General features: G+C 67.3%; 21 protein-coding genes and 2 tRNA genes. 17 read left to right on the top strand and 6 right to left on the bottom strand.

The features are described 5' to 3' along the window. Positions 1 to 70 precede the first annotated feature (70 nt). The 3 genes from Q2T94_RS19955 to pepN form a co-directional block, all read right to left on the bottom strand. A complete protein-coding gene (locus Q2T94_RS19955; RefSeq protein WP_302266302.1) occupies positions 71 to 769 on the bottom strand; it encodes a DNA alkylation repair protein in 699 nt (232 codons plus the stop codon). 3 nt (positions 770 to 772) lie between these two features. Then, the gene (locus Q2T94_RS19960; protein WP_264269098.1) at positions 773 to 1,246 is read right to left on the bottom strand and encodes an OsmC family protein; all 474 of its coding nucleotides are present in this window, start codon (positions 1,244 to 1,246) and stop codon (positions 773 to 775) included. 82 nt (positions 1,247 to 1,328) lie between these two features. Continuing rightward, complete coding sequence (pepN, locus tag Q2T94_RS19965; protein ID WP_302266304.1) at positions 1,329 to 3,872, bottom strand: aminopeptidase N; 2,544 nt, start codon at positions 3,870 to 3,872, stop codon at positions 1,329 to 1,331. Between the two features lie 195 nt (positions 3,873 to 4,067). Between pepN and Q2T94_RS19970 the strand changes: the two genes are divergently transcribed. The 4 genes from Q2T94_RS19970 (at position 4,068) to Q2T94_RS19985 (ending at position 6,719) form a co-directional block, all read left to right on the top strand. Beyond that, on the top strand, positions 4,068 to 4,892 hold the full coding sequence (locus Q2T94_RS19970) for an aspartate dehydrogenase domain-containing protein (RefSeq protein ID WP_302266305.1): 825 nt from the start codon (positions 4,068 to 4,070) through the stop codon (positions 4,890 to 4,892). Between the two features lie 155 nt (positions 4,893 to 5,047). After that, the gene (locus tag Q2T94_RS19975; protein ID WP_264269095.1) at positions 5,048 to 5,521 is read left to right on the top strand and encodes a ribose-5-phosphate isomerase; all 474 of its coding nucleotides are present in this window, start codon (positions 5,048 to 5,050) and stop codon (positions 5,519 to 5,521) included. A 20-nt stretch (positions 5,522 to 5,541) separates the two neighbouring features. Then, the gene (locus Q2T94_RS19980; RefSeq protein ID WP_302266306.1) at positions 5,542 to 6,504 is read left to right on the top strand and encodes an Fpg/Nei family DNA glycosylase; all 963 of its coding nucleotides are present in this window, start codon (positions 5,542 to 5,544) and stop codon (positions 6,502 to 6,504) included. 141 nt (positions 6,505 to 6,645) lie between these two features. Then, a tRNA-Gly gene (locus Q2T94_RS19985) sits at positions 6,646 to 6,719 on the top strand. A gap of 117 nt (positions 6,720 to 6,836) precedes the next feature. On the opposite strand, the gene Q2T94_RS19990 is transcribed toward Q2T94_RS19985, so the two are convergent. Continuing rightward, on the bottom strand, positions 6,837 to 8,051 hold the full coding sequence (locus Q2T94_RS19990) for an IS481 family transposase (protein ID WP_302266470.1): 1,215 nt from the start codon (positions 8,049 to 8,051) through the stop codon (positions 6,837 to 6,839). A 490-nt stretch (positions 8,052 to 8,541) separates the two neighbouring features. Here Q2T94_RS19990 and Q2T94_RS19995 point away from each other — a divergent pair. From Q2T94_RS19995 to Q2T94_RS20020, 6 genes are all read left to right on the top strand, one after another. Further along, positions 8,542 to 8,616 (top strand) — tRNA-Pro (locus tag Q2T94_RS19995). An 86-nt stretch (positions 8,617 to 8,702) separates the two neighbouring features. Then, positions 8,703 to 10,076, top strand: coding sequence for a trigger factor (gene tig / locus Q2T94_RS20000; protein WP_264269093.1), 1,374 nt, complete (start codon positions 8,703 to 8,705; stop codon positions 10,074 to 10,076). A gap of 276 nt (positions 10,077 to 10,352) precedes the next feature. Continuing rightward, positions 10,353 to 10,946, top strand: a complete 594-nt coding sequence (locus tag Q2T94_RS20005; RefSeq protein ID WP_264269204.1) for an ATP-dependent Clp protease proteolytic subunit — start codon at positions 10,353 to 10,355, stop codon at positions 10,944 to 10,946. A gap of 44 nt (positions 10,947 to 10,990) precedes the next feature. Further along, entirely contained in the window at positions 10,991 to 11,653 is a 663-nt protein-coding gene (locus Q2T94_RS20010) for an ATP-dependent Clp protease proteolytic subunit (protein WP_264269092.1), read from the top strand. A gap of 164 nt (positions 11,654 to 11,817) precedes the next feature. Next, positions 11,818 to 13,110: an ATP-dependent Clp protease ATP-binding subunit ClpX gene (gene clpX / locus Q2T94_RS20015; protein ID WP_302266310.1), complete on the top strand. Its 1,293-nt coding sequence runs from the start codon at positions 11,818 to 11,820 to the stop codon at positions 13,108 to 13,110. A gap of 84 nt (positions 13,111 to 13,194) precedes the next feature. Next, positions 13,195 to 13,818 (top strand): mycothiol-dependent nitroreductase Rv2466c family protein, encoded by a 624-nt coding sequence (locus Q2T94_RS20020; RefSeq protein WP_302266312.1) that lies wholly within the window; start codon positions 13,195 to 13,197, stop codon positions 13,816 to 13,818. A 445-nt stretch (positions 13,819 to 14,263) separates the two neighbouring features. Here the strand turns inward: Q2T94_RS20020 and valS are convergent, their stop codons facing one another. Together valS and Q2T94_RS20030 are read right to left on the bottom strand one after the other, a co-directional pair. Further along, entirely contained in the window at positions 14,264 to 16,891 is a 2,628-nt protein-coding gene (valS, locus tag Q2T94_RS20025; RefSeq protein ID WP_302266314.1) for a valine--tRNA ligase, read from the bottom strand. Positions 16,892 to 17,026: 135 nt separating this feature from the next. Then, the gene (locus tag Q2T94_RS20030) at positions 17,027 to 18,715 is read right to left on the bottom strand and encodes a glycoside hydrolase family 13 protein (protein WP_302266315.1); all 1,689 of its coding nucleotides are present in this window, start codon (positions 18,713 to 18,715) and stop codon (positions 17,027 to 17,029) included. Positions 18,716 to 18,880: 165 nt separating this feature from the next. Between Q2T94_RS20030 and Q2T94_RS20035 the strand changes: the two genes are divergently transcribed. From Q2T94_RS20035 to Q2T94_RS20065, 7 genes are all read left to right on the top strand, one after another. Further along, positions 18,881 to 19,270, top strand: a complete 390-nt coding sequence (locus Q2T94_RS20035; protein ID WP_264269087.1) for a DUF488 domain-containing protein — start codon at positions 18,881 to 18,883, stop codon at positions 19,268 to 19,270. Positions 19,271 to 19,353: 83 nt separating this feature from the next. After that, entirely contained in the window at positions 19,354 to 20,124 is a 771-nt protein-coding gene (locus tag Q2T94_RS20040; protein ID WP_302266317.1) for an SDR family oxidoreductase, read from the top strand. Next, positions 20,121 to 20,861, top strand: a complete 741-nt coding sequence (locus Q2T94_RS20045) for a sirohydrochlorin chelatase (RefSeq protein WP_302266318.1) — start codon at positions 20,121 to 20,123, stop codon at positions 20,859 to 20,861. The genes Q2T94_RS20040 and Q2T94_RS20045 overlap by 4 nt, the downstream gene beginning before the upstream one ends. A gap of 77 nt (positions 20,862 to 20,938) precedes the next feature. Continuing rightward, positions 20,939 to 22,663 carry a nitrite/sulfite reductase gene (locus Q2T94_RS20050; RefSeq protein ID WP_302266320.1) on the top strand — a complete coding sequence of 575 codons (1,725 nt, stop codon included), beginning with the start codon at positions 20,939 to 20,941 and terminating at the stop codon, positions 22,661 to 22,663. Then, on the top strand, positions 22,660 to 23,379 hold the full coding sequence (locus Q2T94_RS20055) for a phosphoadenylyl-sulfate reductase (protein WP_302266322.1): 720 nt from the start codon (positions 22,660 to 22,662) through the stop codon (positions 23,377 to 23,379). Before Q2T94_RS20050 ends, Q2T94_RS20055 begins: the two co-directional genes overlap by 4 nt. Positions 23,380 to 23,462: 83 nt before the next feature. Then, the gene (cysD, locus tag Q2T94_RS20060) at positions 23,463 to 24,416 is read left to right on the top strand and encodes a sulfate adenylyltransferase subunit CysD (protein WP_302266323.1); all 954 of its coding nucleotides are present in this window, start codon (positions 23,463 to 23,465) and stop codon (positions 24,414 to 24,416) included. 1 nt (position 24,417) lies between these two features. After that, on the top strand, positions 24,418 to 25,800 hold the full coding sequence (locus Q2T94_RS20065; RefSeq protein ID WP_302266324.1) for a sulfate adenylyltransferase subunit 1: 1,383 nt from the start codon (positions 24,418 to 24,420) through the stop codon (positions 25,798 to 25,800). Positions 25,801 to 25,822: the final 22 nt, after the last annotated feature.

The raw sequence follows: 25,822 nt of genomic DNA on the forward strand, positions 1-25,822 counted from the left end.
CGTGGAAGCGGTGCCGTCCGCCGGGCTTTCGCGCAGGGCGTGAGAACGCCGCCGACGGGCCACGGGCAGGCTACGGCGTTTCGCCCAGGTGCTTGAGCGCCTCGCGGATGGACAGCGGGCTCATCCGGGCCCGGTGTGCGTCGACCCAGGACCTTACCCAGGCGGGGTCGGTCTTGCCGTATTGCCGCAGCGCCCAGCCCAGTGCCTTGCGAATGAAGAACCACGTGTCGTCCACGTTGGCTGCCAGGGCGTCATCGAGCAGGTCGGTGTCGGTGTGTTCACCCAGGTGCAGCTGGCAGATCATGGATTGGCGGCGCTTCCACCCATTGGCGTCCCGGGACCACTCGCGCATCATCGGGCCGATGGTTTCCGGATGGGCGCGCAGCAGCTCCCCGTAGCGCCGCGAACAACCGTCGACGATGTCCCACCAGGCGCCCTCGGTGACCATCCGCTCATACAGCGGCAGGAATTCCAGGCGCCCTCGGCAGGATGCGGCGGCGCAGATCTCCTGGGCGGCGTACCAGTGTTCCCGGTGCGTGGCCTCGGAGAAGAGCTCGGTGGCAAGTGCCAGGCGGTCCGCGGCACTTGCGGCACCCGTCTCCCGGGCGAAGTCGCGCGCGATGCGGCGCACCTCGGGGACCGGAACGCCCAGGAAGGGCTGCGTGGTCTTCATGTAGGCCTGTGCCGCCGCTGCCTTGCCGTCCACGATATGCGGCAGCAGCCTGGCGGTGAGCAGGTCAAGGGCCGAATGCGCCTGCCTCCCGTCCATGGTTCAGGCGCCCGGGGGCACCGGGGCGTGGTGCACCGGGAAATTCACGCTGCGGGCGATGAAGCAGACGGCGTTGGCCGCCGCATGAAGCGAGTCGGCAAGTTCGCGCTGGGATTCGTCCTGCAGTGCCACGCGCGGGGCGAGGGTCGCCTCGAGGAACTCCCCGCTGCCGTCGCGGTTCAGCCGCAGCACCCCGGCGGCAGCGTCGGTGTAGCCGGTCACCACCACGGAGTGCTTCACCGCCACGTGCAGATAGGAAAGCATGTGGCACTGGGACAGGGCGGCAAGCAGCAGCTGCTCCGGGTTCCAGCGGTCCTTGTCCCCGTGGAAGGTCGGGTCGGCGGTGCCGGGCAGGTCGGGCAGGCCGGCGGCGCGGATGACGTGGTCGCGTCCGTAGCTGCGGTACCCGGAGGTCCCTTGGCCGCGGTTGCCGGTCCAGGAAATGTCAACGCGATAGTTGTGCAGGGCCAGGTTCATGACTCCATTCTCGCCGCAGACGGGGGATGCCGGTGCACATGACGCACCGACATCCACCCGAGTTTCCGCGGCCTCGGTGGCGCTAGGCGTCGGCGGCCTGGGCTGCCAGCGCGCGGACCACCGCATCGCGGCTTTCGATGACCAGCCGTCGCAGGGCGGGGGAGTCCTCGCCCAGCGAATGCAGGAAGGCGTCGGTCTTGGCCAGCGTTTCCGGGGTGGTTTGCGCCGCAGGGTAGAGCCCGGTGACGATCTGCTGGGCAATCTCGTAACTCTTCGTTTCCCACACCGTGCCGGCTACGTCGAAGTACTCCTCGACGTAGCCGGCGATCAGGGCGGGATCGTGCACGTGGTTGAAGCCGGTGATGGCGGCGCGCTGTTCGAGGTTCGAGAGCTTTCCGCCGATCACCGCATCCCAGGCCGCACGCTTGGCCTCGGGGGTGGGCATGGCGGCCCGTGCCGTGTGGGCGGACAGCTGCCCGGTGGAGGTGGCATCGCGTTCCAGCTCCGCCGCGATGGCCCCGGCGTCGGCGAGACCGCCGGCGGACAGGGAGGTCAGCAGGTCCCAGCGCATCTCCGCATCCACCTCCAGCCCCTCCAGCACAAGCTCGCCCGAGAGCAGCGCGGCCACGGCGTCGAGCTGTGGGCCGGTGTGCGCCAGGTGGGCGAAGGCGCCGACAAATTGCAGCTGTGCGTCGGAGCCTGCTTCCGCCGCCCGTGCCAGCTCCCAGAGCCGGTCGGCGGCGGCAAGGCGCGCCGCCGGGGCTCCCATGCGGTCGACGTAGTAGTCAAGGGCTGTATTCAGCTGGCGCAGCAGCACCATGATGACGGTGGAATCGGTTTCGTGCCCGATGTTGCCCAGCACCAGCTCCAGATAGGCGCGGGCAGGGGTCTCGGCGTCGCGGACCGCGTCCCAGGCAGCGCCCCAGACCAAGGTGCGCGGCAGGGATTGTTCGAAGTCCTTCAGGTGTGCGGTGGCGGTGGCCAGCGACTGCCCGTCCAGCCGGATCTTGGCATAGGCCAGGTCGTCGTCATTGACCAGCACCAGCGCCGGTCGCTTGCGCCCCACCAGGGCCGGGACGGCAGTGGTGGGGCCGGCCACGTCGAGTTCCTCGCGGTGCACGCGGATGAGCGACCCGGCGGCATCAAGGTCGTAGAAGCCCACGGCCAGGCGGTGCGGGCGGATCACCGGGTGTTCGGCGACTGCGGTCTGGGTGATGGAGAAATCGGTGATCAGTCCCGCATCGTCGGTGGAGATCACCGCGCGCAGCGTGTTGACTCCGGCGGTTTCCAGCCACAGCTTCGACCATTCTGACAGGTCGCGGCCGGAAGAGGCCTCAAGCTCGCGCATCAAGTCCGGCAGCTCGGTGTTGGACCAGGCGTGCTTGGCGAAGTAGCTGCGCACCCCGGCCATGAATTCCTCCTGGCCGACCCAGGCGACCAGCTGGCGCAGCACCGAGGCGCCCTTGGCGTAGGTGATCCCGTCGAAGTTGACCTGCACGTCCTCGAGGTCGCGGATCTCGGCGACGATCGGGTGGGTTGAGGGCAGCTGGTCCTGGCGGTAGGCCCAGTTTTTCTCCAGGATGTTGAAGGTGGTCCACGAGGAGGTGAACTCGGTGTTCTGCGCGGCGGCGAGCGTCGACATGAACTCGGCGAAGGACTCGTTGAGCCAGAGGTCGTTCCACCAGCGCATGGTCACCAGGTCGCCGAACCACATGTGGGCCAGTTCATGCAGCACCGTGATGGCACGGCGTTCGACCATGGCATCGGTGGGACGGGACCTGAACACATAGGACTCCAGGAACGTCACCGCCCCGGCGTTCTCCATGGCCCCGGCGTTGAACTCCGGCACGAAGAGCTGGTCGTACTTTTCGAACGGGTACGGGGTGCCGAACTGCTTCTCGAAAAACTCGAAGCCCTGGCGGGTGAGCGTGAAGATGTTCTCCGCGTCCAGGTGCTCCATGAGCGAGGCGCGGGCGAAGACGCCCAGCGGGATCATCCGTCCGTCGCTGCTGGTCAGCTCGGAGCGGACGCATTGGTACGGGCCGGCGATGAGCGCCGTGATGTACGAGGAGATGCGCGCCGTCGGCGCGAACGCCCACGTCTTGGCGCCGTCGTGGGCGTCGACCGGCACCGGGGTGGCGGCGTTGGAGATGACGTCCCAGTGCGCGGGTGCGGTGATCGTGAACGCGAAGGTGGCCTTCAGGTCGGGCTGCTCGAAGACCGCGAACATGCGCCGGGAATCGGGCACCTCGAACTGCGAGTACAGGTACACCTCGTCATCCACCGGGTCCACGAACCGGTGCAGGCCCTCGCCGGTGTTCATGTAGAGCGCATCGGCGTCGATGACCAGGGTGTTCTCCGCGGCGAGGCCCGGCAGAGCGATGCGCACGCCGTCGGAGACCTCGGCCGGGTCCAGCTCGGTGCCGTTGAGGTTCACCGAGCGGACGGCATCGGTGACGGCGTCGATGAAGGATTCCGCGCCCTCGACGGCGGAGAAGCGGACGGTGGTGCGCGAGGAGTAGACGGTGTCGGACCCGGTCAAGTCCAGCTCGACGTCGTAGGAGTGGACGGTGATCAATGCGGCCCTGGTGCGGGCCTCTTCGCGGGTGAGGTTCATTCCTGGCATGGTCGCTGACGCGCCTTTCGATGGTTGCCGGTGGCGAAAATCTTGGTGTTTCGGGCCTGCCACCCGGCGCGGCGCCGCGGCGGTGTGGATTGCGGGGCGGCGCCGGAGTGTGAAACAAGCCTTGAACAGTGTGCCTATTGTCTCACCAACACCCCACGGTGCCGCAAGTGGCGCGGGACTGGTTTGATGGATGACATGGGAATTGATGTGGTTCTTCTGGGATATGGCGCAATCGGCCGGGCTGTCCACCGGATGCTGGCGCCTCATGCGCAGGACGTGCGGGTGCTCGGGGTGCTTGACCGGGCCGCGCTGGAGGGCCGGACCGGAGCGACCCGCGTGGCCGGGCCCGACGGGCACTTGGTCCCGGTGATGGATCTGGAAACCGCCACGGAACGGGCCGATGTCATTGTTGAATGCGCCTCCCCGGCGGCGGTGCGCACCTATGGCCCCGGGATTCTCGGGGCGGGCACCGACCTGCTCGTCGCCTCCCTGGGGGCGCTTGTCGATGACCGGCTGCGCGCCACGTTACTGGAGGAAGGGCCCGGACGCTGCCACCTGTCCACCGGCGCCATCGGCGGGCTGGACCTCGTCCGGGCCTCGGCGGGGACCATCGAGCGCATCGCCCTGGGCACGCGCAAGGCGCCGGCGGCACTGTTGCACCCGGGACTGGCGGATGAACTGCGGGAATCGATTGCCGCGGCGGGGGCCGCGGGCGTGCCCCGCCACGTCTTTGGCGGTTCCGTGGCCGATGCCGTCCGGCATTTTCCCTCCAACATCAACGTTGCGGCGGCGCTGGGGCTGGCGGCCGGGGACATGGGCCTGGTCCGCGTTGACATCGTTGCCGATCCGGGCGCGACGCTGACCAGCCATGTGATCGAGATGCGCGGGCACGGCGGGAATTACAGGTTCGCGATCGAGAATTTCCCGGACCCTGCCAACCCCGCCACCAGCGTCCTGACCGCGCGCTCGATGGTCTCCGGCCTGCTTCGGTTGGGCGGGCGGGGGCCGCACTTCATCTAGCGGCCGCACCCCCGCACTCGCTCGCCTTGCGGGTTTCGGCTTCGTCATCGTGGTGGATCGCCGGCGCCCGGCGGGTCATCGACTTAGTGCCATGCTGCACCCGGGGCTAGGCTTGTGCCTGCATCTTCCCCCTCCACGGTCTAAGGACACAACACATGCGCGTTCACATTGCCACCGACCACGCAGGCCTCGAGCTCAGCGCCCACCTCATCGAACACCTCCGCGCCAAGGGCTACGAGATGGTCGACCACGGTCCCACCGCATACGACGCCGAGGACGACTACCCCTCCTTCTGCATCAATGCTGCCCTTGCCGTTGTTGCCGACCGGGCCGCCGGCCTGGACTCGCTGGGCATCGTGCTGGGCGGCTCGGGCAACGGAGAGCAGATCGCCGCCAACAAGGTCGTGGGCATCCGCGCCGCACTGGCCTGGAACCTCGACACTGCGCGCCTGGCCCGCGAACACAACGACGCCAACGTCGTGGCGGTCGGCGGTCGCCAGCACTCGTTGGTGGAAGCCACCGGCATCATCGAGGCCTTCTTGTCCGAGCCGTTTTCCAATGTCGAGCGCCACATTCGCCGCATCGGCAAGATCGCCACCTACGAAACCACCGGCGAGGTCGTGGCCTAACGTCGCCACGGAACACCACCATGCCCGAAGGCCACTCCGTACACCGACTCGCCCGCCAATTTGACGACGTCTTTGGCGGGCAAGTCCTTGCCGTCTCCTCCCCGCAGGGCCGCTTCGCACCAGCGGCCAGGCTGATCGACGCCCAACGACTCATCTCCTCCCACGCGCACGGCAAGCAGCTTTTCCTGGGTTTCGAAAACGACCTGGTGCTGCGGGTGCACCTGGGACTCTATGGCGCCTGGAGTTTTGGCGGGGACGAACACTTCTCCGGCGCCTCCTCGATCGGCGCCCCGCGCAAGGTGGGGGAGAGCGAGCAGGGGCCCGACGAAGAGGCGGGCCCCTATGCCGGCCCGCCCGAGCCGGTGGGCCAGGTGCGCGCTCGTCTGGTGTCCGAGCACGGCTGGGCGGACCTGCGCGGGCCCAGCGCCTGCGAGGTGCTCACCCGGGAACAGGTGCTGGCGGTGCGTGCCAAACTTGGGCCCGACCCTCTGGTGGCCGCCGCCGGCGAATTCAACCTGGCCAAGGGCAGGGGCTCCACGGAGGCGAACGAAGCCGCTGCGCGTGCGGCGCGCAAGGACTTCGTGGCGCGCCTGGCACGCAAGAGAACCCCGATCGGAACCACCCTGATGGACCAAGGCGTGCTGGCGGGGGTGGGCAACATCTACCGCGCCGAAACACTCTTTCGCACCCGGATCGACCCGTATCTGCCCAGCAACGAGCTGTCCTCACGAAAGGCCGGGATCCTGTGGGACGACATCGTCTCGATCATGGGCGATGGGGTCCGCGACGGAAAAATCATCACCACCCGGGCCGAACACCGCGACGAGTCCGGACCGCTGTGGCCGGAGAACGCCTACTACACCTACCAGCGGCAGGGACGCGGGTGCCGCATCTGCAGCGCCACCATTTCGCTGGCCGAGGTCGCGGCACGCAAGCTCTACTGGTGCCCGGGCTGCCAGCCGCCGGCACGGTCCCGGAACTGAACGGCTCGGCGGACATGGCCCCGTCCGATTCGCGAACAAGCGGATTGACAAGGATCTGTGCAGTTTCGGACCCTGATTTGCGCAGCGTGGAATGGTGGTGCTAAGGTTTTATCCGTTGCCACCGACGAGGTGGGCAAATGCGGGGATGTAGCTTAGTGGTAAAGCCTCAGTCTTCCAAACTGATGATGCGGGTTCGATTCCCGTCATCCCCTCCAATGTGATGTCGCGGGACATGGTTCATATATGTCCCGCGACATCGTTCGTTAAGATGGGTCTCCGGTTTTTGCCGGGGACTTTTTCTTTTTCCCTTGGATGTCCCGCGACATCGTTCCTTAGGTTTGGTCTTCGGTTTCTTCCGGGGGCTTTTTCTTTTTGCCTTGGTAGTCCTTGGTGGCGTCCAGGGCATACTCGCCGAGAATTATTCCGCTGCCGGTTTCGAACACGGTGGCGTCGTTGTCGGCCACGAGAATCGTGACGCTCTTCCCGATGCCTTCCCGGCCCAGGCCCAGGTGCAGCAGCCTGCCGTGGTGGCGCAGGGAGACCTTGCCGGTGGCATCGATCCTGTCGGTTCGCACGCGGTAGTGCTGCCCCGCGTGGTGGCCCTGCGGGATGGCCTTTGGCCTGGCCGTGTAGGCCTGGTCCGGGGTTCGCCTCTCCAGCGCTCGGTGGGGCCGCTCGGTGTTGTAGATCCGGGCGAAGAGCTCCAGGTCCGTGTTGAGCTGCTCCAGCGTCCCCGCGGGGTCCCGGGTGGCCAGCCAGCGCTTGAGCGTCTGGTGGAACCGCTCGATCTTCCCCTGGGTTTGCGGGTGGTTGGGCATGCCGTTCTTCTGCACGATCCCCAGGTCCCGCAGCGTCCGCTCAAAGCCGTTTAGCCCGCCCCGGCCCCCGGCGAACCGGGCGGTGTAGACCAGGCCGTTGTCGGTCAGCGTGGAACCCGGGAATCCATGGGTGTCGGCGGTCTGCAGGAACGCTTCGAGCACCACGGGCCCGGTCACCGGCCGGTGGGCCGTGCAATAGAGCAGGAAGCGGGAGTGGTCGTCCAGGAAGTTCAGGATCTCCACGTCGCTGCCGTCGGCCAGCGTCCAGTGGGTGAAGTCGGATTGCCAGGTCTCGTTGGGTTGCTCGGCCTCGAAGCGGTGCCAAGAAGCGCGCGGGCGCTTGCGTGGCTGGTCCGCCACCAGGGACTCGGCGCGCAGGATGCGGTGGATGGTGGAGGCCGCCGGCACCGCGAGGCCTTCCCGGCGCAGGTGCCAGGCGATGGTCTGGGCCCCGGAGTCAAGACCCCTGGCCGTCAGCTCGCGGCGCAGGGCCAGGATGCGTTCCTGCACGGCGCCAGTGGTGGTTTGGGGGCTGGAGAGCGGGCGCCTGGATCGTGGTTCCAGCCCCTCGTCCCCCTGAGCGCGGTGCCGGCGCATCAATTCGTAGACCCAGCGCCGGCTGACCCCGAAGTGCTCGGCTGCCTGCGCGGGGGTGAGGCGACCCTGGACGATGGACTGGATGATGAGGTTGTTTTTTCCCATGGTCCATCGTCTCCGCGTATGAACGATGTCGCGAGAGATGGGCGGGGATTATTGGTAGACCCATGTCGCGCCACAGCGGCCCACCACCAGAATGGGCTTCATGTCCCGCGACACCGCTGCACTGTCACTGTGCACGATGTCCCGCGACATGTGGGAACGATGTCCTCGCTTCAGACACCGTCATCCCCTCCAATAAAGAGTGATTTGGTTCCCCGGGAACCAGGTCGCTCTTTTTCTTTCCCCGAGCAATGGGGTCCCGCCCCCAGTGCCGAATTGTGACGTCGGTCCCTTTTCGCCCGGCGGGGCGGCGACACGTAGGTTTTTTGGTTTCCCCCCAGGCATCGCGACCCCCGAAAACTGTGGCGATCCGGGGCTTTTCCCCATGCGAAAGCACGAATTTTGTTTTCCCGCGTTTGCTTGTATGGTTGTTCCGCGCCGTCGACGAAATCCAAACTTCTGGTTGACGGGCCGATTAGTGAAAACTTGTTTATTTTGCATAGACTGTTTCAGCACTTATCGGGGTGTAGCTCAGCTTGGCTAGAGCGCGCGCTTTGGGAGCGTGAGGTCGCAGGTTCGAATCCTGTCACCCCGACTCTGTACCTTCAACCCCGTAACGGTTACCGTTACGGGGTTGAAGTCCAGCTCAGACCAAACATCACACACCAGGAGTACACCGCTGTGAAGAGCGCCGTCGAAACCCTCACCCCCACCCGGGTCAAGCTCACCGTTGAAGTTCCCTATGATGAACTGAAGCCGCGCATTGCTGAGGCCTACAAGACCATCGCCAAGCAGATCCAGGTTCCCGGCTTCCGCGCCGGAAAAGTCCCGTCCCGCTTGATTGATCAGCGCGTTGGCCGTGGCTACGTCCTGGAAACTGCCATCAACGAAGGCATGAACACCTACTACCAGCAGGCCGTCACCGAGAACGAAATCGTTCCGCTCTCGCGCCCCGAGGTCGAAATCACCGAGCAGCCTTCCGCCGAGGTTGCAGGCGAAGGCCAGCTGGCCTTCCAGGTCGAGATCGACATCCGTCCGAGCATCGAACTGCCGGACTACAAGGGCCTGGAAGTCACCGTTGAAGCCGCCGAAGCCGGTGACGCCGACATCGAGAAGGCACTGGATGACCTGCGCGGCCGCTTCGGCACGCTCAAGACCATCGAGCGCCCGGCAGCCGACCAGGACTTCATCACACTGGACCTGACCGCATCGGTCGAGGGCGAAGAGGTCGACTCGGCCACCGGCCTGTCCTACCAGGTTGGCTCCGGCACCATGCTCGAGGGCATGGACGAGGCAGTCACCGGCCTGTCCGCAGGCGAAGACGCCACGTTCGTCACCAAGCTGGCCGGTGGCGAGCACGCAGGTGCCGACGCACAGGTCAAGGTCACCGTCACCGCCGTCAAGGAGCGCGAGCTTCCCGAGGCCAACGACGACTTTGCCCAGCTGGCTTCCGAATTCGACACCATGGCCGAGCTGCGCGAGTCCCTCGCCAAGGATGCCGCCGAGTCCAAGGTCATGGACCAGGGGGTTGCTGCCCGCGACCTCGTCCTGGACAAGCTCATGGAGCTCGTCGAGGTTCCGGTTCCGGAATCCGTCATCACCGAGCAGGTCGAGCAGCACTTCGAGCAGGGCGCCCACAACGAGGGTGAAGAGCACGACACCGAAGAGCACCGCACCGAGGTTCGCGAGAACACCGCCAAGGCCTTCAAGAACGAGATCGTGCTCGACGCCGTCGCCGAAGCAGAGAAGATTGGCGTTGCCCAGTCCGAACTGATCGACTACATCGTCCAGACCGCCGGCCAGTACGGCATGGACCCGAACCAGTTCGCCCAGATGCTCGACGGCGCCGGCCAGGTCCCGATGCTGGTTGGCGAAGTCCGCCGCCGCAAGGCCCTTGCCAAGGTCCTGGAGCTGGCTGTTGTCACCGACAGCAACGGCAGCGTCGTTGACCTGAGCGACTTCGTGCGCCCGGCAGGCGAAGAAGAAGAGGGCTCCGCATCGTCGGCCTCCTCGGCTTCCTCCGCCTCCTCGGCATCGGCAGCATCCGCCAAGTAGCGCGGCGCCGCTGACGCGGCATTGGATTCCCAGGCGCGGAGCCACCTGCAAAAGGTGGCTCCGCGCCTGCTTTTAACCCCTCTTTTAAGCCCACGGCGATGGCTGCCCCGCGCACCATGCGCCGACAGCGAACAGCTGCCCCTGCGCCGCCAAAGTCGCTGGCCAAGGCAGTAATGTTCAAGGAAGTAAAGAGCCAGTGGCCCGACGGACAGAACATCGGGGCACGGCATCACGGAGAGGTATCAGAACATGTCCAGTGACTCCCGCACTCCCACGATGGCTTCGGTAGATCCGGCCAATCGCGAGGACTACATCTACAATCGACTCCTCAAGGAGCGGATCATCTGGCTCGGCTCGGAAGTCCGAGACGACAACGCCAATGCGATCTGCTCGCAGTTGCTCCTGCTCTCCGCGGAAGACCCGGAGAAGGACATCTACCTGTACATCAACTCCCCGGGTGGTTCCATCACCGCGGGCATGGCGATCTACGACACCATGCAGTACATCCCCAACGATGTCGTCACCGTGGCCACCGGCCTGGCAGCTTCCATGGGCCAGTTCCTGCTGTCCTCGGGCACCCCGGGCAAGCGCTACGCCACCCCGAATGCCCGCATCCTGATGCACCAGCCGTCCGGCGGCATTGGCGGCACCGCTTCGGACATCCGCATCCAGGCCGAGCTGATCCTTCACATGAAGAAGATCATGAGCGAGCTGACCGCTGCGCAGACCGGCCAGACCGTCGACACCATTCTGAAGGACAACGAGCGCGACAAGTGGTTCACCGCCACAGACGGCCTCGAATACGGCTTCTTTGACCACATCGCCCAGTCCTCCGGCATCGTCTCCGGTGGCGGCGGGGTCGCGAAGTAACGCGACGGAACCCGGCAGACCTAACTGATTTCCCAGGAGATACGATGAATTTCACCCCGAATGCCACCTCCGGCGAAATGCCGTCGGCACGCTACATCCTCCCGCAGTTCGAGGAGCGGACCCCCTACGGGTTCAAGCGCCAGGACCCGTACGCGAAGCTGTTCGAAGACCGCATCATTTTCCTTGGTGCCCAGGTCGACGACGCTTCCGCCGACGACGTCATGGCCCAGCTGCTCGTCCTGGAGTCCATGGACCCCGAGCGCGACATCACCCTGTACATCAACTCGCCCGGCGGCTCGTTCACGGCGATGACGGCGATCTATGACACGATGCAGTTCGTGCGCCCCGAGGTGCAGACCGTGTGCCTGGGCCAGGCAGCCAGTGCCGCTGCGGTGCTGCTTGCCGGCGGCACCCCGGGCAAGCGCCTGGCGCTTCCCAACGCACGGGTGCTGATCCACCAGCCCGCCATGGGCGGCGGCGAACGCGGCACCGCGTCGGACCTGCAGATCCAGGCCGAAGAAGTCATGCGCATGCGCGCCTGGCTCGAGACGACCCTGGCCGGGCACAGCAACAAGACCGCAGAAGAGGTCGGCAACGACATCGAGCGCGACCTCTACATGACCGCGGCCGAGGCCAAGGTTTACGGATTGATCGACGAGGTCCTGACCCCGCGCAAGATCAAGTCCCAGGGCAGCATCGCCCACTAAGGCGGGACACGGCGAACGGGCTGCTGTTGCGGGGCGCGAAATAAGCGCACCACGGGCCGCCCGTTCGCCCATTCTGTCGGCACTCTGTCATAGAGTTAAGGCAGTTCAGCATTTCCGGTTCTCTCGGGCCGGTCTTACCGGTACCAGATAAGGGGACCAAATCGATGGCACGCATGGGTGAAGGGTCTGATCTGCTCAAGTGTTCCTTCTGTGGCAAGAGCCAGAAGCAGGTTCGCAAGCTGATCGCCGGCCATGGCGTCTACATCTGCACCGAGTGCATTGAACTCTGCAACGAGATCATCGAGGAAGAGCTCGCCGAGGTCGAAGAGGGCGTCGACTTCGAATTGCCCAAGCCGAAGGAAATCTTCGACTCCCTGCAGGAATACGTCATCGGCCAAGAGGGCGCCAAGCGCTCGTTGGCGGTGGCCGTCTACAACCACTACAAGCGCATCCAGGGCGGCGCTGCAGCCAAGTCCGTTGCGGCGCTTTCGGACTCGAACTCCCTCGACGAGGTCGAGGTGGCCAAGTCCAACATCCTGCTGATCGGGCCCACCGGCTGCGGCAAGACCTACCTGGCCCAGACGCTGGCCCGCCGGCTAAACGTCCCCTTCGCCGTCGCCGATGCCACCTCGCTCACCGAGGCCGGATACGTCGGCGAGGACGTCGAAAACATCCTGCTCAAGCTTATCCAGGCAGCGGACTATGACGTCAAGAAGGCCGAACAGGGCATCATCTACATCGACGAGATCGATAAGATCTCCCGCAAGAGCGAAAATCCCTCAATCACCCGGGACGTCTCGGGCGAAGGGGTCCAGCAGGCACTGCTGAAGATCCTCGAGGGCACCGTTGCGGCGGTTCCGCCGCAAGGCGGCCGCAAGCATCCGCACCAGGAATTCATCCAACTGGACACCACCAACGTGCTGTTCATCGTTGCGGGCGCCTTCGCAGGTCTCGAGGAGATCATCTCCTCGCGCGCAGGACGCAAGGGGATCGGCTTCGGCGCACCGCTGTCGGCGTTGAAGTCCGAGGCTGCGTCATATGCCGACGTCCGCCCGGAAGACTTGTTGAAGTTCGGCCTCATCCCGGAATTCATCGGCCGGCTGCCGGTGATCAGCACGGTGGAAAAGCTGGACCGGGAGTCCCTTATCAAGATCCTGTCGGAGCCCAAGAATGCGCTGATCAAGCAATACCAAAAGATGTTCCGCATGGACGGTGTTGAGCTGACCTTTGAGCTGGGCGCCTTGGAAGCCATCGCAGACCTCGCGCTTGCCCGGGACACCGGTGCCCGCGGGCTGCGCGCAATCCTGGAGGAAACCCTCAGCGCCACCATGTTCGAAATGCCGAGCCGCGACGATGTCGTCGAGGTCGTCATCACCAGCGACGTGGTGCTCAACGGGGCGGATCCGTCACTGATTTCCGCGCAGGTCGCCGACAAACGCGGCAAAAAGTCCGCTTAGTACTTGACTTGTTCACTCCGGGCTCCGCACCAACGCGATGTCCCGGACCTTGAACCCTTGCCATTGATTTAAAGGAGATGCACGTTGTCCGAGAAGACTCACGTTGATTTTTGGTTTGACCCGGCCTGCCCCTTTGCCTGGGCGACGTCCCGCTGGGTCCTCGAGGTTGAGAAGGTGCGTGACATCGAGGTTGCTTGGCATGTGATGTCGCTTTCGGTGCTCAACGACGGTCGCGAGGGCCTGAGCGACGATTACCGCGATTTCGTGGCCAAGGGCTGGGGCCCGGTCCGCGTGCTCATCGCCGCCGCCCAGAAGCACGGCGACGCGGTGCTCGGCGATCTCTACACCGCCATGGGCGAGATGCTGCACCACGAAAAGGTTGCGGACTACAGCGAGGTCATTTCCCGCGCACTGGCCAAGGCCGGGCTGGAACCGGAATTGGCCGATGCGGCGAACGGGACCGAGTTTGACGAGGCACTGAAGTCGAGCCACGAAGACGGGATCTCCCGAGTCGGCCAGGACGTCGGCACGCCCGTCATGGCGCTAAACGGCACCGCATTCTTCGGTCCGGTCATTACGCGGGTTCCCTCCGGCGAAGAGGCCGGCAAGATCTTCGATGCCGCCGTCGGCCTGGCGTCGTACCCGTACTTCTTCGAAATCAAGCGCAGCCGCACCGAGAGCCCGCAGTTCGACGTCGAAGCCAACTGACCTGAAAATCCTGTCAATGGCCCCAAGGACCAATGTTTTCAGCAGGGGACCGGAGCAAACCTCAAAGTTTGCCCCAGTCCCTTGCCGGTCTCCGGGGCAGGGCGTATAAAAGTAATACGCATCACTACCGGAATGATGCTGAACAAAAACCGAATTCGCGGTGACGAGCTATTGGAATCTCTTCTAGCTCGGCTGCAGCAGCGAAGCAGCAAGACCCACGCAACGAGGATTTTGTTCGGTTCTCTAAATCAACGCTGTACGAGAACCAACACCGAGTCGAAGCCCCTCCGACATTAGTTTGTCAGCCGAAGGGGCTTCCCCTCTGTCTGCCGCCAGGTGCGATGTCGGAGGAGGGGACGGTCCCGGATGAAAGGACGAGGGCGCCGTGCCCCACCCGCGGGGTGGGGCACGGCGCCCTCGTTGCCGGGACCCCGGCACATGGAAGCTAGGCCTGCACGGTGTCCTCGGCCGGTGCCAGCACCACGTCGCTGACCGTCAGGTCCCCGTCGGCGGCAACCAAGGTCATGTCCTTGGCGTTACCGGCGGCCAACAGGTCGCCCAGTCCGCTGCGCAACAATTCCAGGGTGGCCTCGGGCGCGGAAATCACGCCGGAGAGCACCTCGGTGCGCTGCTTGACCTTGGCCTCGGACTTTGCCTTTCGGATGCCCGAGAGAGCCTCGCCGACGATCGGCAGCACTGCGGTGTTGGCGCCTTCGACGGCGCCGACCAGATGGGCGGAACCGGGCCATGGGGCGCGGTGGACAGATCCGGCACGCCACCAACCCCAGACCTCTTCGGTGGCGAAGGGCAAGAACGGGGCAAAGAGGCGCAGCACCGAATCCAGCGTGGTGGCCAGGGTGGCAAGCACCGATGCCTGTTCCGCGTCGCCGCGGGCACCGTAGGCACGGTCCTTGATCAGCTCCACGTAGTCGTCGGTGAACGACCAGAAGAACGACTCGGTGATGTCCAGTGCACGCGCGTAGTCGTAGGCATCGAAGGCGCGGGAGGCGTCGTCGATGACCTGGGACAGGCGGGCGAGCAGGGACTTGTCCAGCCCGTTGGTGATGACCGAGGCGTCGCCGGCGATGACGTTCGCTTCGGTGGCGCCCAGGTTCAGCACGAACTTGGAAGCGTTGAGGATCTTGATCGCCAGGCGGCGGCCGATCTTCATCTGGTTGATCTCGTACGCGGTGTCCGCGCCCAGCTTGGCGCTGGCCGCCCAGTAGCGAACGGCGTCGGAGCCGTAGTCGTTGAGCACGTCGGTGGGGACCACCACGTTGCCCTTGGACTTGGACATCTTCTTGCGGTCCGGATCCAGGATCCAGCCCGAGATCGCCGCGTGCTTCCACGGGGCCACGTCGTGCAGCGCGTCGGCGCGCACTGCGGAGGAGAAGAGCCATGTGCGGATGATGTCGTGGCCCTGCGGGCGCAGGTCGAACGGGAAGACCTTGTTGAAGAAGTCCGTATCGCGGGACCAGCGGCCCACGATCTGCGGGGTCAGCGAGCTGGTGGCCCAGGTGTCGAGCACGTCGGCGTCTCCCACGAAGCCGCCGGCTTCGTTGCGCTGGGATTCCTCGTAGCCCGGTGCCACGTCCGCGGCCGGGTCGACCGGCAGCATTTCGTCGGTGGGCAGGATCGGGTTCTCGTAGTCGGGTTCCCCGGCCGCATCCAGCGGGTACCAGACCGGCACCGGCACGCCGAAGAAGCGCTGGCGGGAGACCAGCCAGTCGCCGTTCAGGCCCGAGATCCAGTTCTCGTAGCGCGAGCGCATGAAGGCTGGGTGGAACTCGATCTGCTCGCCGCGCTTGATGAGGCGCTCGCGGCGTTCCTCGTCGCGCCCGCCGTTGCGGATGTACCACTGGCGGGAGGAAACGATTTCCAGGGGCTTGTCGCCCTTTTCGAAGAAGTTCACCGGGTGGCTGATCTTCTTCGGCTCGCCGTCGAGCAGGTTGGCGGCGATGAGCAGCTCGACGACGCCCTCCTTGGCGGAGAACACCGTCTTGCCGGCGATCGCGGCGTATGCCGTACGTCCGGCCTCGGTGGTGATCCACTCCGGGGTCTCGGCGATGACGCGGCCGTCGCGGCCGATGATGGCCCGGGTCGGCAGCTGCAGTTCGCGCCACCAGGTCACGTCGTTCAGGTCGCCGAAGGTGCAGACCATCGCGATGCCCGAGCCCTTGTCCATCTTGGCAAGTGCGTGCGGGAAAACCGTAACCGGAACGTCGAAAAGCGGGGAGGTGACGGTCTTGCCGAAGAGCGGCTTGTAGCGCTCGTCGTCGGGGTTTGCCACCAGGCCGGCGCAGGCAGCCAGCAGCTCGGGACGGGTGGTCTCGATGAAGACCTGGGTGCCGTCCTCGGCGGTGAACGGGTAGCGGTAGTAGGCGCCGGGCACTTCCCGGTCCTCCAGTTCCGCCTGGGCCACCGCGGTGCGGAAGGTGACGTCCCACAGGGTGGGTGCCTCGGCCATGTAGGCGTCGCCCTTGGCCAAGTTGGCCAGGAAGCCGCGCTGCGAGACGGAACGCGACACGTCATCGATGGTGCGGTAGGTCAGGTCCCAGTCCACGGACAGGCCCAGGGTGGAGAAGAGGTGCTCGAAGACCTTCTCATCCTCGACCGCGAGTTCCTCGCAGAGTTCGATGAAGTTCTTGCGGCTCACGACGTCCCAGTCGCGCTGGTTCTTCGCCGGGGTCGCCGGGGGACGGTAGCCCTCCACGTGGGCGTACGTCGGGTCGCAGCGCACACCGTAGTAGTTCTGCACACGGCGCTCGGTGGGCAGGCCGTTGTCGTCCCAGCCCATCGGGTAGAACACGTTCTTGCCGCGCATACGCTGGTAACGGGCCAGCACGTCGGTCTGCGTGTAGGAGAACATGTGCCCCACGTGCAGCGAGCCCGAGGCCGTCGGCGGGGGAGTGTCGATCGAGTAGACCTGCTCGCGCGTGGTCTCTGCGTTGAATTTGTAGGTGCCCTGCTCGCGCCAGCGGGCGCCAAGGCGTTCCTCCAGGCCCTCAAGAGCGGGCTTGTCCGGAACGGAAACGATGACGGGCGTGTCTGTGCCCAAGGTGTCTTCTGCCATGGGCCCCATTCTTCCATGAGCCCGGGCATTACCCCCAGTCGACCGCGGTTGATGCACGCCACAGGCACACCACAGGCACACCGGGCGGCGCCCCCGGCGATGCGGTGTGCGCCACCTGCGACGTCGGGGCGGGGTTCAGGGTGCGAACCAGAGGGTGGTTTCCCCCGGGACCAGCCCGGACAGCACGGGCAGCGCACCGCTGGTGACGACGATCCTGGCCGGGTCCAGGCCATCGGGCAGGTCCGTCGGAGCGGTGCCGAAGTTGGTCAGCACCTCCCAGCCGTTGGGCCGGCGGTAGTGCGCGAGTGCGGCATCGGGTGCAGACACCCAGTGGAGGGACTCGGTGGTTTGCAGCTTGCGGCGCCACGCCAGGGTGCTGCGGTAGAACTGAAGGGTGGAGCCCTCCGCCGCGTCCTGGGCGCTGACGGCATGCTCGGCAAACCAGGCAGGCTGGGGCAGCCACGGCGGGCCGCCGAAGCCCAGGTGCTCCTCCTGCGCGTTCCAGGGCAACGGCACGCGACAGCCGTCGCGGCCCTTGAGCGTCTTCCCGGTGCGGAACCACGTGGGATCCTGCAACGAGTCCAGGGGCAGGTCCGCCGCCTCAAAGAGACCCAGTTCCTCGCCCTGGTAGAGGTAGGCGGATCCCGGCAGGCCCAGCATGAACAGCGTTGCGGCCCGGGCCCGGCGCAGCCCGCGTGCCGGATCGGCGACAGGTTCCCTGCCGCCGGAGCGCAGCCACGCATCCTGGGCCGCCGCGTCGGTGCCGTCGGGCAGGGAATAGCGCGAGGCATGGCGCACCACGTCGTGGTTGGAGAACACCCAGGTGGAGGATGCCCCGGAGACCTCGGCCTCCTCGAGGCACCGCGCCACGATCTCGCGGAACTCCGTGGCCGCGAAGGGGGCCTGCAGCAAGTCGAAGTTGAAGGCCTGTCCGAGGCCGGTGGGCCGGGCGTAGCGCAGGCGCCGGTTGGTGAAGGGCACCCATGCCTCCGCCACCGCAATGCGCGGCGGGTCGTATTCGTTGAGCACCGAGCGCCAGCCCGCATAGATCTCGTGGACCTCGTCGCGGTCAAAGAGCACGTCGGTGCCGTCATCGACCAGGATCTCCAGCGAGGTCTTGGAGCGCAGCGGATGGGCCATGTCCTTGACCAAGGCGTGGGCAACATCGACGCGGAACCCGTCCACGCCGCGGTCCGCCCAGAAGCGCAGCGTGGTGTGGAAGTCCTCGCGGATCTCCGGGTTGTTCCAGTTCAAGTCCGGCTGCTCGGGAGCAAAGAGGTGCAGGTACCACTGGCCCGGCGCCCCGGCGTTTTCCCCGGTGGTTTCGGTGATCCGGGTCCAGGCGGGTCCGCCAAAGTGCGATGGCCAGTCCGAGGGCGGGAGTTCGCCGTTCTCGCCCAGCCCGTCACGGAAATGGTAGCGGGCGCGTTCGGGAGAGCCGGGTGCCGAGGCGAGGGCGGCGGTGAACCATTGATGGCGGTTGGAGCTGTGGTTGGGCACCACGTCGGCGATGACCTTGATGTTTGCCGCATGGGCAGCGGCGATCATGGCGTCGAAGTCCTCCAAGGTGCCCAGGCGTTCATCGACGTTCCGGTAGTCGTCTACGTCGTACCCGCCGTCGGCAAGGGCCGAGGGGTAGAACGGGGACAGCCAGATGGCGTCGATGCCCAGCTCGGCGAGGTAGCCCATGCGCGAAGTCACGCCGGGCAGGTCGCCCAGGCCGTCACCGGTGGCATCGGCAAAACTGCGCGGGTAGATCTGGTAGACGGCGGCCTGGCGCCACCATTGCGCGGCGGGCACGGGAACTGGAACATGGCTGTTCATGGGCGGGTGGATCCTCTCGGACTGCAGGTGGGCCGGGTCGGTGCCTTCAGTATGTCTGGACGGGGCGGGGAAGTCCCGTCATGGCGGCCCACGGGTCCCGCCTGTCGCCACGGACCGGGTCTTGAACGGCTGGAAGATGCGCTGCGGCGGTCCTACGCTGTTGGCATGGGTAACTTTCGATTGTTGCGCGCCTACGAACCCGCCGACGGCGGCTACCGGGTCCTGGTGGACAGGCTCTGGCCCCGCGGGCTGGGCAAGGAGCGGGCGGCGCTCGATGACTGGGCCAAGGACGCGGCACCCTCAACCGGGCTACGCGTCGCCTTCAGCCGCAAGGCCGAGCGGTTCACCGAGTTCACCGACCACTACCGCCACGAGTTGGAGGCCGGGGCCGCCGCCGAGGGTGCCCACCGCCTGCTGGGGATCGCCCGCAAGCACGAGGACGTGGTGCTGCTCTACGCCGCCCGCGACACCGTGCACAACCACGCGGTGGTGCTCCTGGACTTCCTGCGCGAGGCCCAACAGGGGACCGTGGACGCCCCGGGCGACGGGGCCTGAGGCGTTTGTCCCCCCCACCCCCCCGGTGCCACGAAGCGACATCGCTGTTGGGGCCGGGCCACCGTGCTGGATAGGCTTTGCTCATGTCATCACAGAATCAAGTCACCCAACATGCAGCCGTCGTCACCGGGGCCTCCAGCGGGATCGGCGAGGCAACCGTCCGCGCCCTTGCTGCCGCCGGATGGAAGGTGTTCGCCGTGGCCCGCCGCGCGGAGCGGCTTGCGGCGCTCGCCGAGGAAACCGGCGCGGTGCCCGTTCCCGCCGACGTGACCAACGACGCCCAGGTCGCCGGCCTGCTGGCAGCCGTGGAGGCCGGCGGCGGCATTGACACGCTGATCAACATCGCCGGCGGCGCCCGCGGCGCCGACTACCTGGCCGAGGCGAAGAACGAGGACTGGGACTTCATGCTCCAGGCCAACGTCATGGGCACCATGAAGGTCACCCGCGCGTTCCTGCCGATGCTCCGCGCCCACGGCGAGGGCACCGTGCTCAACCTGACCTCGACCGCCGGAATGGTCAGTTACGAGGGCGGCTCCGGCTACAACGCCGCCAAGGCCGCCCAGCGCGCGCTGACCCAGGCGCTGCGCCTGGAGGAAGTCGAGCACAATGTGCGGGTCATCGAGGTGCTGCCGGGCCTGGTGCACACCGAGGAGTTCGCGTTGCGCCGGATGGGCGGGGACCGCGAGCTGGCCCAAAAGCCCTACGCCGGGGTGGCCAAGCCGTTGCTGGCGGAGGACATCGCCGACATCGTCGCCTATGCCGTCAACGCCCCGCACCATGTGAACCTCGACGAGATCGTCGTCCGCCCGGTGGCGCAGGCAGCAGCCCACAAGCTGATCCGCGGCCAGGCGTGATCGGCCCCGCCGGCGGCCCCGGGCCGCGGCGGCTGCACATCGTGGCTTGTGCCCACGGCACCGACAACCCCGACGGGCGTCGGCTCATTAACGGCCTGCGCGGGGACTTGGCCGACGAGCTCGCGCTCCAGGGCATCGACGCTGTCGTCCACGAGGCCTACGTCGACGTGCAGGAACCCCGGCTCGAGGCGGTCCTGGCCGCACTGCCGCCCGGCGAGGACGCCATCGTGGCGCCCCTGCTGCTCTCCGAGGGCTTCCACAGCCGCGTTGACATCGCCGATGCGGCGGCCGCGCGCCCGCACACGGGCGTGAGCGCGCCGGTGGGCCCCGACCCGCGCCTGGCCGCGGTGCTGGCCCGCCGGCTGGCCGAGGCCGGGCACCAACCCGGGGACGCCGTGGTGCTTGCCGCGGCGGGCACCCGCATCGAGGCAGGACAGCGGCAGGCGGCGCGGATGGCGGAGCTGCTGGCCGCCGAACTGGGCCACCCGGTGGCCGTCGCCTTCGGCTCCGCCGCCACGCCGTCGGTGACCGAGGCGGTGGGCGCGGCACGGGCCGCGGGGGCGCCGCGGGTGGGCGTCGCCTCCTTCCTGCTGGCCCCCGGGTTCTTCCACGACCGACTGGCCGAAGCCGGCGCCGACTATGTGTCAACGGCGTTGCTCCCGGGCGTCACAATCGCGAAATGTGTCGCCGGAAGACTCGCTGAAGCCATCTCAGCGGGACCCGCCCACACCGAATAGGTCGCCGGGTTACGGCATGACGTTGCGGGTAGGAGGTCGTTGGCGGGCCCCCGCCGGCCCGCCCTAGTGTCGAAGCCATGACACAGGCAACCGACACCCAGGCAAGCACCCGGCCCGCCCGGCCGGCCCGCCCGGCGGCCAAGCCGCACGGACAGTGGAAGATCGACGGCACCACGCCGCTGAACGCCAACGAGGCGTTCAAGGCGGACGACAACGGGCTGAACGTGCGCGAGCGCATCGAAACCGTGTATGCCCGGGGCGGGTTTGATTCCATCGACGCCACCGACTTGCACGGCCGCTTCCGCTGGTGGGGCCTCTACACCCAGCGCAAGCCGGGCATCGATGGCGGGCGCACCGCCACCCTGGAGCCGCACGAGCTCGAGGACCGCTACTTCATGCTCCGCGTCCGGATCGACGGCGGAACCCTTTCCACTCGGCAGCTGCGCACCATCGGGGAGATCTCCCGCGACTTCGCCCGCGACACCGCCGACGTGACCGATCGGCAGAACATCCAGCTGCACTGGATCGACGTCGTGGACGTCCCGGAGATCTGGCGGCGGTTGGAGGCCGTGGGCCTGGACACCACCGAGGCCTGCGGGGACGTGCCGCGGGTCATCCTCGGCTCCCCGGTGGCGGGGATCGCGAAGGACGAGATCCTGGACCCGACCCCGGTGATCCGCGAGATCCGCGAACGCTTCATCGGCGACCCCGAACTGGCCAACCTGCCGCGCAAGTTCAAGACCGCCATCTCCGGGCACCCGTCCCAGGACGTGGTGCACGAGATCAACGACATCTCCCTCATCGCGGTCAACCACCCCGAGCACGGGCCGGGATATGACCTGTGGGTCGGCGGAGGCCTGTCCACCAACGCCCGGCTGGCCGAGCGGCTCGGCGCGTTTGTGCGCCCCGAAATCGCGGCCGAGGTGTGGCTGGGCGTGGTCTCGATCTTCCGCGACTACGGCTACCGGCGGCTGCGCAACAAGGCGCGGCTGAAGTTCCTGATGGCCGACTGGGGACCGGAAAAGTTCCGCAAGGTGCTCGAGGAGGAATACCTCGGCTACGCGCTGCCCGACGGGCAGGCACCGGACAAGCCGACCACCCCGGGGGACCACGTGGGCATCCACGAGCAGAAGGACGGGCGCTTCTTCATCGGCGCGAGTCCCAAGGCCGGCCGGCTCTCCGGGACGCTGCTGCTGGAATTGGCGGACCTGCTGGAGCGCCACGGTTCGGCGCGGCTGCGCACCACCCCGCACCAGAAGCTGCTCGCTCTGGACATCCCCGCCGAATCGGTGAGGGCCGCAGCCGCTGAACTCGATGCGCTGGGCCTGGCCACGGCGCCGAGCATCTTCCGCCGCTCCGCGATCGCCTGCACCGGCATCGAATTCTGCAAGCTGGCGATCGTTGACACCAAGGACACCACCATCGCCGCGGTCGCCGAACTCGAGGAGCGTTTCGCGCAGAAGTCGGCCGTGCGGCTGCCGCCTTCGCTGAGCCTGCACGTGAACGGCTGCCCCAACTCCTGCGCCCGCATCCAGACCGCCGACATCGGCCTCAAGGGCCAGCTGCTTCCCGACGGGCACGGCGGGCAGACCCCGGGCTTCCAGGTCCACCTGGGCGGGGGACTGGCCTCCACCGAACGCGGAGAGGCCGGCCTGGGACGCACCGTGCGCGGGCTCAAGGTCACCGCCGATCAGCTGCCCGACTACATCGAGCGGGTGCTGGAAAATTATTCGGCCGGCTCCGAGACGGGCGAATCCTTCGCGGCGTGGTCGCACCGTGCCGCGGACGAGGACGTCGAATGAGCACCGAGACCCACACCGTGGACCAACTCGCCGCCGACCGTGCCCTTGCCGAGTCAGGCGCCGCCGAACTGGGCTTCGACGCCTCGGCCACCGACGTCATCGCCTGGGTCAAGCGGAACTTCGACACCGCAGAGGTCGCCGTCGCCTGCTCCATGGCCGATGCCGTGCTGCCGTCGGTCGTCGCAGAGGCGCTGCCAGGTGTCGACGTGCTCTTCCTGGAGACGGGCTACCACTTCGCCGAAACCCACGCCGCGCGCAACGAGGTTGCAGCTTCGCTGGACGTGCGGATCATCGATGTGCTCCCGGTGCGCACAGTGGAAGAGCAGGACGCCGAGCACGGGTCCCGGCTGCACGAGCGCGACCCTGCCGCCTGCTGCCGGATGCGCAAGATGGAGCCGCTGGCCAGGACCCTGGCCGGCTACCGGCTCTGGTTCACCGGGGTCCGGCGCGACGAGGCACCCACCCGCACCAACACGCCGTTGGTCACCTGGGACGAGGCCCACGGGCTGATCAAGGTCAACCCGCTGGCCGGATGGAGCTTCGACGAGCTGATTTCCCACGCCACGGCCAACAGCGTGCCGGTGAACCTGCTGCTGTCCAACGGCTACCCGTCGATCGGATGCGCCCCCTGCACCCGGCCGGTGGCCGAGGGCGAGGACCCGCGCGCCGGCCGGTGGGCAGGGGTCGCCAAGACCGAATGCGGCATCCACCGGTGAGCCCGGCACCGCCTGCCCGGCCGGCACCGCCTGCCCGTCCCGAACGCACCACCACACCCCTCCCACCGACGAAGGAGCAAGAGATGAGCACCACCGCGCCCACCGCAGCCCCCGAGCGACCACGCACCGCCACCGCCACCGCGCCCGAGATCGACGTGCTCGACGCCCTTGAGGCTGAATCCATCCACATCCTGCGCGAGGTCGCCGCCGAGTTCGAGCGTCCCGCGATGCTCTTTTCCGGGGGCAAGGACTCCGTGGTGATGCTGCACCTGGCCACCAAGGCCTTCTGGCCAGGGGCCGTCCCGTTCCCGGTGCTGCACGTGGACACCGGACACAACTTCGAGGAGGTCATCGCGTTCCGCGACAGCACCGTGGAGCAGCTGGGCCTGCGCCTGGTGGTCGCCAGCGTGCAGGACTACATCGACGACGGGCGGCTCACCGAACGTGCCGACGGAACCCGCAACCCGCTGCAAACCACGCCGCTGCTGGACGCCATAGCCGCCAACCGCTTCGACGTGCTCTTCGGCGGCGGGCGCCGCGACGAGGACAAGGCCCGGGCCAAGGAACGCATCCTGTCGCTGCGCGACGAGTTCGGGCAGTGGGACCCGCGCAACCAGCGCCCCGAGCTGTGGAACCTGTACAACGGACGCCACACCCCGGGTGCGCACGTGCGGGCCTTCCCGATCAGCAACTGGACCGAACTGGACATCTGGCGCTACATCGAACGCGAGAACATCGCGTTGCCGCCGCTCTACTACGCCCACGAGCGCGAGGTCTTCGAGCACTCGGGCATGTGGCGGGCCGTCGGGGAATTCAGCCGGCCGGGCGACGACGTGGCCGTGACGCGGCGCACCGTGCGCTACCGCACCGTGGGGGACATGTCCTGCACCGGGGCGGTGCTCTCCGAGGCGTTCACCACCGCGGAGGTCATCGCCGAAGTGGCCACCACCACCATCACCGAACGCGGCGCCACCCGCGCCGACGACCGCATCTCCGAGGCGGCCATGGAAGACCGCAAGAAGGACGGGTATTTCTAAGATGAGCACCACCAACCTGGACACCAGCACCCTGGACACCGCCGCTTTGGACACCCTCGCACCGGCACTTGGCCGGCGCGGGCTCTTCCGCTTCGCCACGGCAGGATCCGTCGACGACGGCAAGTCGACGCTCGTTGGCCGGCTGCTGCACGACGCCAAGGCGGTGCTCGCCGACACCCTCGAGGCACTGGCCCGCACCTCCGCGGAGACCGGCTTCGGCGGAGGGGACGGCACCCTGGACCTGGCCCTGCTCACCGACGGGCTGCGCGCCGAACGCGAACAGGGCATCACCATCGACGTGGCCTACCGCTACTTCAGCACCGGGGAGCGCTCCTTCGTGCTGGCCGACTGCCCCGGACACGTGCAGTACACCCGCAACACCGTCACCGGGGCCTCCACCGCCGACGCCGCGATCGTGCTCATCGACGCCCGCAAGGGAGTGCTCGAACAGACCCGCCGGCACCTGGGCGTCATCGGCCTGCTGCGCGTGCCCAACGTGGTCGTCGCGGTGAACAAGATCGACTTGATCGGATACGACGGCCAGCGCTTCGCCGACATCGCCGCCGACGTGGCGCGGGTCGCCGCCGGGCTCGGCCTGCGCCCCCCGCACACCCTGCCGGTCTCCGCGCTGGTCGGGGACAATGTGGTGGAACGCTCGGCGCACACCGGCTGGTACACCGGGCCCACGCTGCTGGGGCTGCTCGAAACCCTGCCCACGCGCGACGAGGCGGACACCGCTGCCGAGGCCTTCCGCTTCCCGGTCCAGCTGGTGCTCCGGCCGCAGGGCGCGCTGGCCCCGGGGCTGGATGCCGCCGCCTTCCGCGACTACCGCGCCTACGCCGGGGCGATCGCCGCCGGCTCCATCGCCGTGGGGGACCCGGTCACCATCGCCACCCCGGGGCAGCCTCGCCGGGAAACGACCGTCATCGGAATCGACGCCGCCGGACGGGACTTGGCCTCCGCCACCGCACCGGCCTCGGTGGCGCTGCGGCTGAAAGATGAGCTGGACATCGCCCGCGGAGACACCATCGCCGCTGCCGGGACCCTGCCGGACTCCTCGGCGGACCTGTTCGCCGAGCTGTGCTGGCTCGCGCCCGCACCGCTGCGCCCCGGCACCACGGTGCTCATCAAGCACGGGACCGCGACGGTCCGCGCGAAGGTCACCGCCATCGAGGGACGGCTTGACCTGGAGGACTTCGGGCTCCTTCCCGCCGACGGGCTGGAACTGAACGACATCGGCTCCGTCGTGTTGCGGCTGGCTGCCGAACTGCCCACTGAGCCCTACGTGCGACACCACCGCACCGGGGCGTTCCTGGTCATCGACCCGCAGGACGGCAACACGCTCGCCGCCGGGCTCGTGGGCGAACGCCCCGCCGCCGGCTAACCCCGCCGCAGGCCAGTGCCAA

The organism is Paeniglutamicibacter sulfureus, assembly GCF_030512175.1.
Classification (GTDB): domain Bacteria; phylum Actinomycetota; class Actinomycetes; order Actinomycetales; family Micrococcaceae; genus Paeniglutamicibacter; species Paeniglutamicibacter sulfureus.

Coding starts and splice junctions, on each gene's coding strand:
- Q2T94_RS19955 (WP_302266302.1), bottom strand. CDS start 769: ATGGACGGGAGGCAGGCGCATTCGGCCCTTGACCTGCTCACCGCCAGG.
- Q2T94_RS19960 (WP_264269098.1), bottom strand. CDS start 1,246: ATGAACCTGGCCCTGCACAACTATCGCGTTGACATTTCCTGGACCGGC.
- pepN (WP_302266304.1), bottom strand. CDS start 3,872: ATGCCAGGAATGAACCTCACCCGCGAAGAGGCCCGCACCAGGGCCGCA.
- Q2T94_RS19970 (WP_302266305.1), top strand. CDS start 4,068: ATGGGAATTGATGTGGTTCTTCTGGGATATGGCGCAATCGGCCGGGCT.
- Q2T94_RS19975 (WP_264269095.1), top strand. CDS start 5,048: ATGCGCGTTCACATTGCCACCGACCACGCAGGCCTCGAGCTCAGCGCC.
- Q2T94_RS19980 (WP_302266306.1), top strand. CDS start 5,542: ATGCCCGAAGGCCACTCCGTACACCGACTCGCCCGCCAATTTGACGAC.
- Q2T94_RS20005 (WP_264269204.1), top strand. CDS start 10,353: ATGGCTTCGGTAGATCCGGCCAATCGCGAGGACTACATCTACAATCGA.
- Q2T94_RS20010 (WP_264269092.1), top strand. CDS start 10,991: ATGAATTTCACCCCGAATGCCACCTCCGGCGAAATGCCGTCGGCACGC.
- clpX (WP_302266310.1), top strand. CDS start 11,818: ATGGCACGCATGGGTGAAGGGTCTGATCTGCTCAAGTGTTCCTTCTGT.
- valS (WP_302266314.1), bottom strand. CDS start 16,891: ATGGCAGAAGACACCTTGGGCACAGACACGCCCGTCATCGTTTCCGTT.
- Q2T94_RS20030 (WP_302266315.1), bottom strand. CDS start 18,715: ATGAACAGCCATGTTCCAGTTCCCGTGCCCGCCGCGCAATGGTGGCGC.
- Q2T94_RS20035 (WP_264269087.1), top strand. CDS start 18,881: ATGGGTAACTTTCGATTGTTGCGCGCCTACGAACCCGCCGACGGCGGC.
- Q2T94_RS20040 (WP_302266317.1), top strand. CDS start 19,354: ATGTCATCACAGAATCAAGTCACCCAACATGCAGCCGTCGTCACCGGG.
- Q2T94_RS20050 (WP_302266320.1), top strand. CDS start 20,939: ATGACACAGGCAACCGACACCCAGGCAAGCACCCGGCCCGCCCGGCCG.
- Q2T94_RS20055 (WP_302266322.1), top strand. CDS start 22,660: ATGAGCACCGAGACCCACACCGTGGACCAACTCGCCGCCGACCGTGCC.
- cysD (WP_302266323.1), top strand. CDS start 23,463: ATGAGCACCACCGCGCCCACCGCAGCCCCCGAGCGACCACGCACCGCC.
- Q2T94_RS20065 (WP_302266324.1), top strand. CDS start 24,418: ATGAGCACCACCAACCTGGACACCAGCACCCTGGACACCGCCGCTTTG.